This window comes from Amycolatopsis dongchuanensis, from assembly GCF_039542405.1.
Lineage (GTDB): Bacteria > Actinomycetota > Actinomycetes > Mycobacteriales > Pseudonocardiaceae > Amycolatopsis_E > Amycolatopsis_E sacchari.
The window spans coordinates 31,512-45,065 of record NZ_BAABIB010000106.1 but is presented as its reverse complement, the minus strand read 5'-3'; the positions used below and the strand labels follow the sequence as shown (position 1 = coordinate 45,065).

Annotated in this window: 11 protein-coding genes and 1 riboswitch; of the genes, 8 read left to right on the top strand and 3 right to left on the bottom strand. The window is 73.0% G+C overall.

The window, feature by feature from the left end:
* Positions 1 to 42: 42 nt before the first annotated feature.
* Positions 43 to 588, top strand: a complete 546-nt coding sequence (locus tag ABFX51_RS27770; RefSeq protein ID WP_346055397.1) for a hypothetical protein — start codon at positions 43 to 45, stop codon at positions 586 to 588.
* 3 nt (positions 589 to 591) lie between these two features.
* Here the strand turns inward: ABFX51_RS27770 and ABFX51_RS27765 are convergent, their stop codons facing one another.
* The gene (locus ABFX51_RS27765) at positions 592 to 1,338 is read right to left on the bottom strand and encodes an ArsR/SmtB family transcription factor (protein ID WP_346055395.1); all 747 of its coding nucleotides are present in this window, start codon (positions 1,336 to 1,338) and stop codon (positions 592 to 594) included.
* A gap of 64 nt (positions 1,339 to 1,402) precedes the next feature.
* Here ABFX51_RS27765 and ABFX51_RS27760 point away from each other — a divergent pair, with 64 nt between their 5' ends.
* From ABFX51_RS27760 to ABFX51_RS27750, 3 genes are all read left to right on the top strand, one after another.
* Complete coding sequence (locus tag ABFX51_RS27760; RefSeq protein ID WP_346055394.1) at positions 1,403 to 2,701, top strand: MFS transporter; 1,299 nt, start codon at positions 1,403 to 1,405, stop codon at positions 2,699 to 2,701.
* Between the two features lie 238 nt (positions 2,702 to 2,939).
* A complete protein-coding gene (gene ileS, locus ABFX51_RS27755) occupies positions 2,940 to 6,125 on the top strand; it encodes an isoleucine--tRNA ligase (RefSeq protein WP_346055393.1) in 3,186 nt (1,061 codons plus the stop codon).
* Positions 6,126 to 6,166: 41 nt separating this feature from the next.
* Positions 6,167 to 7,708, top strand: coding sequence for a penicillin-binding transpeptidase domain-containing protein (locus tag ABFX51_RS27750; protein ID WP_346055392.1), 1,542 nt, complete (start codon positions 6,167 to 6,169; stop codon positions 7,706 to 7,708).
* Here ABFX51_RS27750 and ABFX51_RS27745 read toward each other — a convergent pair.
* A complete protein-coding gene (locus ABFX51_RS27745) occupies positions 7,612 to 8,985 on the bottom strand; it encodes an MFS transporter (protein WP_346055391.1) in 1,374 nt (457 codons plus the stop codon). The two genes, ABFX51_RS27750 and ABFX51_RS27745, sit on opposite strands and share 97 nt — an antisense overlap.
* 66 nt (positions 8,986 to 9,051) lie before the next feature.
* Here ABFX51_RS27745 and ABFX51_RS27740 point away from each other — a divergent pair, with 66 nt between their 5' ends.
* Together ABFX51_RS27740 and ABFX51_RS27735 are read left to right on the top strand one after the other, a co-directional pair.
* Complete coding sequence (locus ABFX51_RS27740) at positions 9,052 to 9,726, top strand: ArsR/SmtB family transcription factor (protein WP_346055390.1); 675 nt, start codon at positions 9,052 to 9,054, stop codon at positions 9,724 to 9,726.
* Positions 9,723 to 9,992 carry a DUF167 domain-containing protein gene (locus ABFX51_RS27735; protein WP_346055389.1) on the top strand — a complete coding sequence of 90 codons (270 nt, stop codon included), beginning with the start codon at positions 9,723 to 9,725 and terminating at the stop codon, positions 9,990 to 9,992. The genes ABFX51_RS27740 and ABFX51_RS27735 overlap by 4 nt, the downstream gene beginning before the upstream one ends.
* Here the strand turns inward: ABFX51_RS27735 and ABFX51_RS27730 are convergent.
* Positions 9,928 to 10,530, bottom strand: coding sequence for a hypothetical protein (locus tag ABFX51_RS27730; RefSeq protein WP_346055388.1), 603 nt, complete (start codon positions 10,528 to 10,530; stop codon positions 9,928 to 9,930). The two genes, ABFX51_RS27735 and ABFX51_RS27730, sit on opposite strands and share 65 nt — an antisense overlap.
* 50 nt (positions 10,531 to 10,580) lie before the next feature.
* Between ABFX51_RS27730 and ABFX51_RS27725 the strand changes: the two genes are divergently transcribed.
* Positions 10,581 to 12,059: a potassium/proton antiporter gene (locus ABFX51_RS27725; protein WP_091516638.1), complete on the top strand. Its 1,479-nt coding sequence runs from the start codon at positions 10,581 to 10,583 to the stop codon at positions 12,057 to 12,059.
* A gap of 35 nt (positions 12,060 to 12,094) precedes the next feature.
* A riboswitch (SAM riboswitch) is annotated at positions 12,095 to 12,209 on the top strand.
* A 33-nt stretch (positions 12,210 to 12,242) separates the two neighbouring features.
* Positions 12,243 to 13,544 carry an aminotransferase class V-fold PLP-dependent enzyme gene (locus ABFX51_RS27720; protein ID WP_346055387.1) on the top strand — a complete coding sequence of 434 codons (1,302 nt, stop codon included), beginning with the start codon at positions 12,243 to 12,245 and terminating at the stop codon, positions 13,542 to 13,544.
* Positions 13,545 to 13,554: the final 10 nt, after the last annotated feature.

The following is a 13,554-nucleotide window of genomic DNA, read 5'->3' as shown; positions in this document are numbered from 1 at the left end:
GGCCGGAGCCGTTTCCTGGCGTGGTCCGTGTTGTAATTCACCGTGCTCTACATCGTTCTGATCCTGGTCCTGGCGGCCCTCGGGCTGCTGGTCACGGCACTGATCACGGCGAGTTCGCTGTGGGCCTGGGCGTCGATCGCGTTGTCGGTGCTGGCCGGGCTGGTCCTGGTCGCCGACTTCGTGCGGCGGCGTGCTGCCCGGCGGCGGCCGGCCCGTGCCGTGGAGCCGTCGGAGCCTGAGCCGTCGGAGTCCCCGGATCCGGACGATGAGGTCGAGGAGCCGGCCGGGGACGAGACCGAGCTGCTGCGGGTGACCGGCGAACTCGACGAAGAGCAGACCCCGGTGGTGCAGACCGGCGATCCGGCCGTGGAGCCGACGAGCCCGGAGGACGCCGAGGCGGTCGCCAAGCTGGACGTCGAGGTCCTGGTGGTGGACGAGTATCCGCGCTACCACGTCGCGGAATGCACGTGGCTCGCCGACCGCGACACGATCCCCATCTCGGTGAAGGAAGCGCGCGACCTGGGCTTCACGCCCTGCGCCCGCTGCACCCCGGACGCGAAACTCCTGTCGGCGAGCAAGTCCCGCTGACTTTTACAGCGCCACGCCGAGTTGTTCGGCCAAGTGTTCCCGGCCTGCGGGGGTCACGCGGACGGCGCGGTGGCCTGGGGCGCGGGGTTCGAGCCAGCCCCTGTCGGTGAGGGCCGTGGCGAGTGCCGCGCCCAGGGCGCCGGCCAGGTGGTGGCGTTGCTCGGACCAGTCGAGGCAGAAGCGCAACAACGGCCGCCGCCCGCGGGAGGCCGCACCGAGATCCACGCCCAGTGTTCCGAAAAGTCGCTCCGCGGCGGGGCCCAGCTCGTACGGGTGGGTGGCCATCGGCGCGGACAGGCGGTCCTCCGCGCGGCGGGCCGTCGTCGGGTCGCCGTCCGTGCGGCGTAGTGCGCCGCGCTCCAGCAGTGCCGCGGTGATCGCCACGCCCAGTTTGCCCGCGAGGTGGTCGTAGCAGGTGCGGGCGAACCGCACCGCCTCGGCGCGCGTGCCGCTCTTCAGCGAACGCACCGGCTGCGGCGGCGAACTCCGCGCCAGCGTCTCCAGGATCTCGGCCACGTGCGGCCCCGCCAGCCGGTAGAACCGGTGCCGCCCCGACCGCTCCACCTCCACGAGCTCCGCCTCACGCAACCGCGCCAGGTGGGCGCTCGTGCCCTGCGCCGACAGCCCCGCCTCCGCCGCCAGCACGGACGCCGCCAGCGCCCGCCCGTCCGCCAGGGCCATCAGCACGCGCACCCGCGCCGGATCGGCGAACAGCGCCGCCGTCCGTGCGATGTCGGCATCTCCACCCATGCCCCCAGGATGCCCCGGCGACACTTCCACCCCACCGGAAGCGTTCCGGCGTTTTCCTGGAGCCATGCTGTTGCTCACCCTGTGTGCCGGGATGTTCCTGGTGCAGCTCGACGTCACGGTGGTCAACGTCGCCCTCCCGACGATCGGCACCCAGCTGCACGCGGGCCTGCCCACGCAGCAGTGGGTGGTCGACGGGTACGCCGTCGTGCTCGCCGCCCTGCTGCTGGCCGGAGGAGCGCTGGGCGACGTGCTGGGGCACCGGCGGATCGTCGTGACCGGCTTCGCGAGTTTCGGGCTCGCCTCCGCCGGCTGCGCGCTCGCGCCGACCGGCGTGGTGCTCGTCGGGTTCCGCGTGCTCCAGGGCGTCGGCGCCGCGCTGCTCCTGCCCGGCACGCTCGCCGTCCTCACGCACGCCTACCCGGGACAACGGGAACAGGCACGGGCGCTCGGGATCTGGGCCGGGGTCTCGGCACTGGCGCTCGCGGGCGGACCCGTGCTCGGCGGCGCCCTGCTCACGGCCGGGGGCTGGCGGCTGCTGTTCTGGCTCAACGTGCCCCTCACCGCCCTCGCGGTCGTCGCCGCGCTGCGGATCGTGCCGGACAGCGGGCGCACCGGCAGGCGCATCGACCTCGCGGGCGCGGTCAGCGCCGCGGTCTGCCTGGCGGCGCTGGTGTTCGCGGTGATCGAGCACGCGATCGCGGCCGGGGCGCTGGCGGTGCTCGCGGGCGCGGTGTTCGTCGTGGTGGAGCGGCGCGCCGCCGAGCCGATGCTGCCGCCGGAGCTGCTGCGCTCACCCCGCTTCACCGGCGCGAACCTCGTCGCGGGCGCGATGAACTTCGTCGGGCTGGGCACGATCCTCGTGCTCACGCTGTACCTGCAGGGCGTGCTCGGCTACCCGCCGTTCGCCGCGGCCGTGCGGCTGCTGCCCGGGTTCCTGCCGCTGTCCCTGCTCGGCCCGGTCGCCGGGCGGCTCACCGCGCGGCTCGGACCCCGCGTGCCGATGCTCGCCGGACTCGCACTCGGCGCGGTCGCGCTGCTCAACCTCCTGCGTGTCGGGCAGGACACCGGCTACGCCACCGTGCTGCCGACGTGGCTCGGTCTCGGGCTGGGCATGGGCCTGCTGACGACCGCCGTCGTGTCCGCCGCCGTCGGCGGGGCGCCCGCGGGCCGGGCCGGGGTGGCGAGCGGGGTGAACAACACCGCCCGGCAGGCGTTCGGGGCGATCGGTGTCGCGGTTTTCGGCTCCGTGGTGGGAGAACCGGCGCGGCACGCGGCGTTCGTCTCCGGGCTGCACGTCGTCGGCGTGCTGGGCGCCGCCGCGTGGGCGGTGGCCATCGCGATAACCGCGTGCACGGTGCGCTAACCTCTTTCCGTACAGGCGTCGATCCGGCCATCACCGGGGAGCCTCCGGAAGAACGGACGCGAGTCCCAGTAGAACCGGACGGGTGCGGCCCGTGACAGCCGCCGAACGAGCGGCTCGCGCGCACGCGCGGGCAAGCGGGGTGGTACCGCGGAACGCGCCGGACGGCGCGGTTTCGTCCCCGTGCGGGATCGCCGGATCCCATACGAGAGCGACGGAAAACACCGCGAGGAGCGCGCCGATGTACCCCAAGGCACAGCTGGGGGAGCAGACCCAGGGCCAGGTCGAGTCCCAGCCGTCCTTCCCGCAGCTGGAAAAGGACGTGCTGGCCTACTGGGAGTCCGACCGGACCTTCCGTGCGACCATCGACAACCGCGAAGCCGGGGTCCACGGCTCGAACGAGTACGTCTTCTACGACGGCCCGCCCTTCGCGAACGGGCTGCCGCACTACGGCCACCTGCTGACCGGGTACGTCAAGGACATCGTGCCGCGGTACCAGACCATGCGCGGCAAGCGCGTCGAGCGCCGCTTCGGCTGGGACACCCACGGCCTGCCCGCCGAGCTGGAGGCCGAGCGGCAGCTGGGCATCACCGACAAGTCGCAGATCGACGCGATGGGCATCGCCGAGTTCAACAAGGCGTGCCGCGAATCCGTGCTGCGCTACACGAACGAGTGGCAGGAGTACGTCACCCGGCAGGCCCGGTGGGTGGACTTCGAGCACGACTACAAGACGCTCGACCTGTCCTACATGGAGTCGGTCATCTGGGCGTTCAAGCAGCTGTGGGACAAGGGCCTGGTCTACGAGGGCTACCGAGTCCTGCCGTACTGCTGGCGCGACGAGACGCCGCTGTCCAACCACGAGCTGCGGATGGACGACGACGTGTACCAGAACCGCCAGGACCCGGCGGTCACCGTCGGTTTCCGCCTGTCGGGCAACGGGAACGACCTGGACGGCACGTACCTGCTGATCTGGACGACGACCCCGTGGACGCTGCCGTCGAACCAGGCGACCGCCGTGCACCCCGACGTGGACTACGTCGTCGTCGAGGCCGACGGGAAGCGGTTCCTGCTCGCCGAGGCGCGCGTCGCCGCGTACGCGCGTGAGCTGGGCGAGGAGCCGACGGTCGTGGCGCGCTACAAGGGCAGCGCGCTGCAGGGCCTGCGGTACGAGCCGCCGTTCCCGTACTTCCTGGGCAACGAGAACTCCCACCAGGTGCTGCTCGCGGACTTCGTCACCACCGACAACGGCACCGGCGTGGTGCACATGTCGCCCGCCTACGGTGAGGACGACAAGGCCGTCGCCGACGAGGCCGGCATCACGCCGGTCACCCCGGTCGACGCGAAGGGCCGCTTCGACGCCACCGTGCCCGACTACCAGGGCCAGCAGGTGTTCGAGGCGAACCCGAACATCATCCGGGACCTGAAGAACGGCACCGGTTCCGCCGCCCGGCAGGGCGCGGTCCTGCTGCGGCACGAGACCTACGAGCACTCGTACCCGCACTGCTGGCGCTGCCGCAACCCGCTGATCTACCGCGCGGTGTCGTCGTGGTTCGTGAAGGTCACCGAGTTCCGCGACCGGATGGTCGAGCTGAACCAGCAGATCACCTGGTACCCCGAGCACGTCAAGGACGGCCAGTTCGGCAAGTGGCTGGAGGGGGCGCGTGACTGGTCGGTCTCGCGCAACCGGTACTGGGGCACGCCGATCCCGGTGTGGGTCTCGGACAACCCCGAGTTCCCGCGCGTCGACGTGTACGGCTCGCTCGACGAGCTGGAGCGCGACTTCGGCGTGCGGCCGAAGGACCTGCACCGCCCGTACATCGACGAGCTGACGCGGCCCAACCCGGACGACCCGAGCGGCGTGTCCACGATGCGCCGCATCCCGGACGTGTTCGACGTGTGGTTCGACTCGGGCTCGATGCCGTACGCCCAGGTGCACTACCCGTTCGAGAACGCGGAGTGGTTCGAGCACCACTACCCGAGCGACTTCATCGTCGAGTACATCGGGCAGACCCGCGGCTGGTTCTACGTGCTGCACGTGCTGGCGACGGCGTTGTTCGACCGGCCGGCGTTCAACATGTGCGTCTCGCACGGCATCGTGCTCGGCTCCGACGGGCAGAAGATGTCGAAGTCGCTGCGGAACTACCCGGACGTCAACGAGGTCTTCGACCGCGACGGTTCCGACGCGATGCGCTGGTACCTGATGGCGAGCCCGATCCTGCGTGGCGGCAACCTGATCGTCACCGACAAGGGCATCCGCGACTCGGTGCGCCAGGCCGTGCTGCCGCTGTGGAACTCGTACTACTTCCTCGCGTTGTACGCCAACGCGGAGGGCATGGAAGGCCACTGGCGCACGGACTCCAAGCACGTGCTCGACCGCTACATCCTGGCCAAGACCAACGAACTGGTCACCGACGTCCAGTCCGGTTTGGACGTCTGCGACATCGCGGGTGCGTGCCAGCGCGTGCGCGAGTTCCTCGAAGTGCTGACGAACTGGTACGTGCGCCGCTCGCGTGACCGGTTCTGGGCCGGGGAGCAGGACGCGATCGACACGCTGCACACCGTGCTGGAGGTGACCTGCCGGACGGTCGCGCCGCTGCTGCCGCTGACCACGGAGGCGGTGTGGCGCGGGCTGACCGGCGGCCGCTCGGTGCACCTGACCGACTGGCCGCTGGTGGACGAGCTGCCCGCGGACGTGTCGCTGGTGCGGGCCATGGACCGCGTGCGCCAGGTGTGCTCGTCGGCGTTGTCGCTGCGCAAGGCGAACAAGCTGCGGGTGCGGCTGCCGCTGGCGAAGCTGCTCGTCGCGGCCGAGGACGCCGAGTCGTTGCGGGCCTTCACCGACCTGATCGCCGACGAGGTCAACGTCAAGGCGGTGGAACTGACCACCGATGTCGCCGCACACGGCGGGTTCGAGGTCGCGGTGAACGCCCGCGCGGCCGGGCCGCGGCTGGGCAAGGACGTGCAGAAGGTGATCAAGGCCGTCAAGGCGGGGGAGTGGACGACCTCGCCGGAGGGCGCCGTCGTCGCGGCCGGGATCGAGCTGCTGGACAACGAGTACGAGCGGCGTCTCGTCGCGAAGGACCGGGGTGCGGCGTCCGAACTGCCGGAGGGCTCGGGTCTGGTGCTGCTGGACACCGACGTCACGCCGGAGCTGGCGGCGGAAGGCCTCGCGCGGGACCTGATCCGCGTCGTGCAGCAGGCGCGCCGTGACGCCGGGCTCGACGTGGCGGACCGGATCGAGCTGACCGTGGACGCGCCCGAGGACGTCGTCGCGGCCGCGAAGGAGCACGAGGAGTTCCTGGCGGGCGAAACGCTCACGGTCGCGGTGTCCTACGGCGCCGTCGAGGGCGGCTCCGAGGGCACCGTGGGCGAAGGTGTCAAGGTCCGGGTCCTGGTGCGCAAGGCGGTAACGAACAGCGCTTCGTGATCGATTGACCGGCAAGCGGGAGAAGCTGGGGGAAACCGGTCGTGTCGCGAAACGCGAAGAGGTGGGTGCTCGCCGGGGGCGCCGTGGTGGTGGTCGCGATCGTCGTGGCGGCGTTCGTGGTGCTGCGTGGCGGCTCCGGCCGGACGCCCGCCTCGGCGTCCTCGTCCTCCGGGCAGGACGCCGGGGACGTGGTGACGCGGTACCTGGCGGCGTGGTCGGCCGATCCCGACGCCGCCGCCGCGCTGACCGACGACGTGCCTGCCGCGCGCACCACGTTGCTCGCCGTCCGGCAGAGCCTCGCGGCGGAGAAGCTGACCGCGACGCTCGGGCAGGTCCAGGGCGAGTCCGCGCTCGTGCACGTCCGGTGGAACCTCGGGAACTCCCGGGTGTGGAACTACGACGTGACGCTGCCGCTGAAGCACGACGACTCCGGCTGGCGCGTCCACTTCACGCCCGCCGCTGTGCACCCCGACCTGGGGCAGGGTGACCGGCTGGAGGTGCGCAACGGCGCGGGTGGCCCGCCGGTCAGCGACCGCGACGGCAAGGCGATGGACCCGAAGGCCGCGCCGCTCGTGCTGCCGTCGGTCCAGCGGCTGCGCGGCGGCGGTGGCAAGGCGTGGTCGGTCGTGCGGGTCCGGCCGAACGCCGGCGAGCAGACGCTGTACCAGGAGGGCAAGGCCGACACCACGCCCGTGCAGGTGTCGCTGAGCGGCAAGGCGCAGGCGGCCGCGCAGGCTGCGGTGGACGCCACCGCTGGGCCGGCGATGCTGGTGGCGATCCAGCCCTCCACCGGGGACGTCCTGGCGGTGGCGCAGAACGCGCGCGTGACCGACGGCAACGCGCTGACCGGGCAGTACGCGCCGGGGTCGACGTTCAAGATCGTGACCGCGGCGGCGGCGCTCGAAGCGGGAGGCGTGGACGCGAACAGCGTCGTGGACTGCCCGGGCACCGTGAAGCTGGGGCAGCGGACGATCCCGAACGACGACGAGTTCTCGCTGCCGTCGTTGCCGCTGCATTCGGCGTTCGCGCACTCGTGCAACACGACGTTCGCGCAGCTGGCGTCGCAGCTGCCGAAGGACGCGCTGGCGAAGGCGGCGGGCCAGTTCGGCCTGAACGCGGATTTCGACATCCCGGGGCTGACGACGGAGGCGGGCAAGGTCGTCGCCTCGGGTAGTGACGCCGAGCAGGTGGAGTCCGCGATCGGGCAGGGCACCGTGCAGGCGAGCCCGTTCGGCCTGGCGCTGATGACGGCCACCGTCGCGGCGGGCAAGGCCGTGACGCCGCAGTTGGTGCGCGGGCAGCAGACGACCGTGACCACGGGGTACGACGCGCCGCCGGGTGCGGTGCTGTCGGCGCTGCGGTCGATGATGCGCGAGGTCGTCACCGGGGGCACGGCGACCGGGCTGGCCGGGAGCGGCAAGGTGTTCGGCAAGACGGGGACGGCCCAGTTCGGGGACGGGACCCAGGCCAACGGCTGGTTCGCCGGTTACCGCGACGACGTGGCGTTCTCGGTGCTGTTGCTGGGCGCCAACTCGTCGAAGCCCGCCGTGGCCACCTCGGCGGCCTTCCTCGGCGGGCTCTGAACCCCGCGCCAGGCGAGGACGGCACCGGCCACCCCGACGAGCGCTCCGGCGGCCAGCGCCATCCGCAGCCCGGCCGCGGCCAGGACGGCCCCGAGGACGGCGACGCCGAACGCGGCACCCGACAGCCTGGCGAGGTTCACCACGCCCGCCGCCAGCCCGGCGCGGTCGGGCGGCACGGCGGCGACCGCGACGCCGACCACCGGTCCCGCGTTCAGCGCCAGCCCCGCGCCCAGCACCGCGAACACCAGTTCCAGCCAGGGCAGGGGGATGCCGGGCCCGGCGAGCGCGAACGCGCCGAGCCCGAGGCCGATCAGCGCCATGCCGCCGATCATCGCGGGGCGCGGGCCGAAGCGGGTCACGAGCCGTGCGGTCAGCGGCGAACCCACCACCACGAGCAGCGGCATGGGCAGCAGCTCCAGCCCGGCGAGCAGCGCACCCGCCCCGCGGTCGTGCTGCAGGTACAGCCCGGCCAGCAGCAGGAAGCCGTACATGGCGAAGGTCATGCAGAACGCGACCGACGAGGCGGCGGGCAGGGGCCCGCGCCGGAGCAGGTGCAGCGGCAGCATCGCCTGCTTCCTGCGCTCCACCAGCAGGAACGCCACGGCCGCGAGCACTCCGGCGGCCCCGGCGGCGAGGTCGGTGTGCACCACCGCGAACGTGAGCACGCCGAGGAACACCACCGCCAGCAGCTGACCCGGCAGGTCCAGCCCGCGCGGATGGCGGTCGGCCGACTCCGGCACCGCCAGGCTGAGCGCGAGCGCCGCCAGGCCGATCGGCAGGTTGAGCCAGAAGATGGCGGGCCAGCCCGCGTGCTCGACGAGGAACCCGCCCAGCACGGGGCCGGACGCGAGCGCGACGCCGGTGACCGTGGACCACGCGCCCATCGCGCGGTGCCGCTCGCGGCGCCCGGGGAACGTCACGGCGAGCAGCGCCAGGCTCTGCGGGATCGCGAGCGCGGCACCGGCGCCCTGCACGGCCCGTGCCGCGACGAGCAGCGGCATGGTGGGCGCGAGCGCGCACAGCACGGAGCCCGCGACGAAGACCGCCGTGCCGGTGCGGAACAGCCGTCTCCTGCCGAACCGGTCGCCGAGCGCGCCGCCGGTCAGCAGCAACGCCGCGAACGCGACGTTGTAGGCGTCCACCACCTCCTGCAGGTGCACCAGGGAACCGTGCAGGCCCGCGCTGATCGCGGGCAGCGCGAGGTTGACCGCCGTGGTGTCGGTCTGGGCCAGGAACAGGCCCAGGCACAGGGACAGGAGCGCCCACCGCTTGTTCATGGTCCCGACGCTAGGAGCGGGACGTTTCGGCCGGCGCCGACACGTCGCGGGGTTACCGTGGTCCTCGTGCAGACGGTCGGGCTCGCCGAAGTCGCCGCCGTGCTCGCGGAGCCGAGCCGGGCGGCGATGTGCCTCGCCCTGCTCGACGGGCGGGCGTGGACCGTGGGGGAGCTGGCCACGGCGGCCGAAGTCGGGCCATCGACCGCGAGCGAGCACGTGACGCGCCTGCGGGAGAGCGGGTTCGTGACCAGCGCGAAGCAGGGGCGGCACAGCTACGTGCGGCTGGCCGATCCGCGGGTCGCCGAGCTGATCGAGCACCTCGCGCAGCACGCGTCGCACCGCCCCGCGCGCGGGCTGAAGGAGTCCGTGCGCGTGCGGCGGCTGGCGTTCGCGCGCACCTGCTACGACCACCTGGCGGGCACGCTCGGCGTGGCGCTGCGCGACGGCATGGTGAAGGCCGGGCTGGTGGACCTGGGGGACGGGCTGACGCTCACCGGCCGCGGCCGGGACGTGCTGGCCGAGCTGGACGTCGTGGTGCCCTCCCGCGGGCGGCGGCCGTTGCTGCGGGACTGCCTCGACTGGACCGAGCGGCGCGACCACTTCGGCGGCGCCGTGCCGGCGGCGTTGCTGGCGCGCGCCACCGCCGCGGGCTGGGTGCTGCGGGAGCCGCACCGCGCGGTGCGGGTGTGCGTGGCGGAACCGTTCGTGCGGCTGGGTGTCGAGCCGGAGGTGCTGGCGTGACCCGCTTCGCGATCCGGGTGAAGCCCGGGGCGAAGCGGGACGCCGTCGGCGGGGAACACGCGGGCGCGCTCGTCGTGTCGGTGCGGGCGCCCGCCATCGAGGGCAAGGCGAACGAGGCCGTGCGGAAGGTGCTGGCCCGCGAGCTCGGCGTCCGCAGCCGCGATGTCCTTGTGGTGCAAGGGGAACGCGGCCGCGACAAGCTCATCGAACTCGCCGCGGCACCCGCCGGGGTCGAGGACGTGCTGGCGGCACTGCGGGCGCGGTGAGCCGCCGCGGCCACGAGAACCGCAGGCCGTCACCCGGCGGCAGGTTCAGCCACGCGTCGCCAAGCCTTCGCAGGGTACTGGTGGCCCGCTGTAAATCCGTTTCGTCGTAAGGAAAAGGATCCTCACGCAGCGTGCCCCAGGCGTCGCGCGCGGCGAGGAACGGGTTCCCCGTGCCGTGTTCGACGGCCTCGTGCACCACCCACGCCAGCAGTTCGGCGACCCCGATGTCGCGCGCGTGCCCCGCGATCAGCCGCCTGCTGCGCTCCCGTGCGTCGTACCGCTGGCGGCCGTCGAGCACCCGCACCGAGGAGAACAACGCCCCGGCGGCCAGGCAGCCGAACACGCCGGTGCGCCAGCCCAGTTCGCGTTCGGTCACCGCGTGTGCCAGGTCGTGCGGCACCCGCGACTTCCGGTCGTACGACCGCATTTCCAGTGTCACGCCGTCGTCGCGGTGCACCAGCGTGAGCGCACCCCGCGGCGACGGGGAGAAGACGACGAGCACCGGCTCAGCATCCCCGGCGGGTCCGCGCCGGTCCACGGGTTTTTCCGGCGGTTCTATACCCTTGGGTGCGCGGAGGGGAGGTGGCGGTGGCGGAACTGCCGGTCGTGCTGGGGCTGGGCGCGGCCGTGCTGCTCGCGGCCGTGCTCGCCGTCCGGCTGTCCACCAGGGTCGGGCTACCGTCGCTGTTGATCTACCTCGGGTTCGGCGTGCTGCTGGGCGAGGCCGGATTCGGCATCCAGTTCTCCGACGCCTCGCTCACCCAGTCGCTCGGCCTCGCCGCGCTGGTGCTGATCCTCACCGAGGGCGGGCTGACCACCCGCTGGTCCTCGGTGCGGCCCGCGCTGTGGCAGGGCATCACACTGTCCACAGTGGCCGTCGGGTTGAGCATCGCGATCACCGGCGCCGCACTGCACTGGCTGCTGGGCCTGGACTGGCGGATGGCGCTGCTGTGGGGCGCGGTGCTCGCGTCCACGGACTCGGCCGCGGTGTTCTCGGTGCTGCGCAGCGCGGGCATCCCGCGCCGTCTCGCCGGGGCGCTGGAGCTGGAGTCCGGTATCAACGACGCCCCGGTGTACATCGTCGTGGTGGTGCTGGCGGAAAGCACGCGCGTGGACTGGACGCTGCCGCTGCTCGTGGGGTACGAGCTGCTCGCGGGCCTGGCGATCGGCGCGGTGCTCGGGCTGGCCGGCGGATGGGCGCTGCGGCGGGCCGCGCTGCCCGCCACCGGCCTGTACCCGCTGGCGACGGTCGCGGTGTGCGTCGTCGCGTACGCCTCCGGCCAGTTCGCGCACGCCTCGGGACTGCTGGCCACGTACGTCGCCGCGCTGGTGCTGGGCAACGCCCGGCTGCCGCACCGCTCGGACACCCTGTCGTTCGCGGAGGGCATGGGCTGGCTCGCGCAGATCGGGCTGTTCGTGCTGCTGGGCCTGTTCGCCTCGCCGGAGCGGCTGCTCGACGCCGTGGTGCCGGGGCTCGTGGCGGGTGCGGTCGTGCTGGTCGTCGCGCGGCCGCTGTCGGTGCTGCTGTCGCAGCTGCCGTTCCGGGTGCCGTGGCGCGAACAGGTGTTCCTGGCGTGGGCCGGGTTGCGCGGGGCGGTGCCGATCGTGCTCGCGATGATCCCGCTCGCCACCGGGCTGCCCGGCGCGGAACGGCTGGTGGACGCCGTGTTCGTGCTGGTGATCGTGCTGACGCTGGTGCAGGGCACGGCGCTCGTCCCGGTCGCGAAGGTCCTCGGGCTCACCGGCGGCGCCGAGCCGAAGGAGATCGAGGTCGACGCCGCGCCGCTCGACGAGCTGGACGCGGCGTTGCTGCAGGTGCGCGTCCAGCCCGGTTCCCGGCTGCACGGCGTGTACCTCAACGAGCTGCGGTTGCCGCCGGGCGCTTCGCTGAGCCTGATCGTGCGGGACGGCACCAGTTTCACGCCGCAACGCGACAGCAGGCTGCAGGAGGGCGACCAGTTGCTGGTCGTGGCGACGGAATCCGCGCTGCAGCACGCGGAGCAGCGGCTGCGGGCCGTGGACCGGGCGGGGCCGCTGGCCCGCTGGCGCGGTGAGACGGGGCGTTGATCGGAGTGGAAACCGTCGGCTAGAGTGTCGGCATAGGTCATGAGTGCCAGCGCGTAGCCCCGGCTTGCTGGCCGGCAACCCTCCGACCGCGGTGGGGTGCCCCGGGTGAGGACCTGGCCCGCCGCGCGGTGCGGTGGGCAAGCGCGGGCCCCTCGTGGGTCCTGGACCCGCCGAGGAGGCGTCATGACTCTCGCACTCGACCCCGTCGTCCGCACCACCGTGCCGGCCACCCTGAACACCCGCGTGCCGCTGGTGACCGGGGAAACCGTCGAGTACGCCAACCTGGACCACGCCGCGAGCGCGCCGTGTCTGGCGGCGGTCCGTGACGCGGTGGACGAGTTCCTGCCGTGGTACGCGAGTGTGCACCGCGGCGCGGGTTTCGCCTCGCAGGTGTCCACAAAGGTCTACGAGCGGGCACGGGACGCCCTGCGGCGCTTCGTGGACGCCCGCTCCTCCGACGCGGTGATCTTCACGCGCAACACCACGGACTCGCTGAACCTGCTGGCCCGCGCCGTGCCGCGGCACACCTCCGTGGTGCTGTTCGACACCGAGCACCACGCGGCGCTGCTGCCGTGGCGCGGGCCGAACGTGCGCCGCATCGCCACCCCGCGCACCCGGCTCGCCGCGGTGTCCGCTGTGGACAGTGCGCTCGCGGAGTGCCCGGAGGGGCCGCGGCTGGTCGTGCTGACCGGGGCGTCCAACGTCACCGGCGAACTGCTCCCGGTGCGCGAAATCGCCGCGGTGGCGCGGAAGCACGGTGCACGCGTCGCGCTCGACGGTGCCCAGCTCGCGCCGCACCGCCGGATTTCGCTGCGGGAGCTGGACGTCGACTACGTGGCGGTGTCCGGGCACAAGCTGTACGCGCCGTTCGGCGCCGGTGCCCTCGTCGGACGGGCGGACTGGCTGCGGGCCGCGGCCCCGTACCTCGCCGGTGGCGGCGCGACGAAGAACGTCACCGAGGGCGGCGTGGTGTGGCACAGCGGCGAGGAGCGGCACGAGGCCGGATCGCCCAACACCGTCGGCGTGTACGCGCTCGGTGTCGCGTGCGAGCAGCTCTCGGCCGACTGGTCCGCGGTGACTGCGCACGAGGAGGAGCTGCTCGGCCGCCTGCGCCGGGGGCTCGCCGCCGTGCCGGGGCTTTCGGAGCTGCGGCTGTTCGACGACGACGGTGACCGCGTGGGCACGGTGAGTTTCGTGGTCGAGGGGTACGAGCCGGGCTGGCTCGCGGCCGTGCTGTCCGCCGAGTACGGCATCGGCGTCCGCGACGGCGCGTTCTGCGCGCACATCGCGACGCGGCGGCTGACCGGCGGGCAGGCGGCGCTGCGGGTGAGCCTCGGCCTCGGCACGACCGCCGAGCACGTCGACCGCCTGGCGCTCGCGCTGCGGCAGATCACCGCCCGCGGCGCCAGGTGGACCTACGGGAAGCCGGAAGGTCGCTGGGCGCCGACACCGGACCCGCGTGCGGTGCCGTCCTTCCTGCGCTGAGTACCCTCGC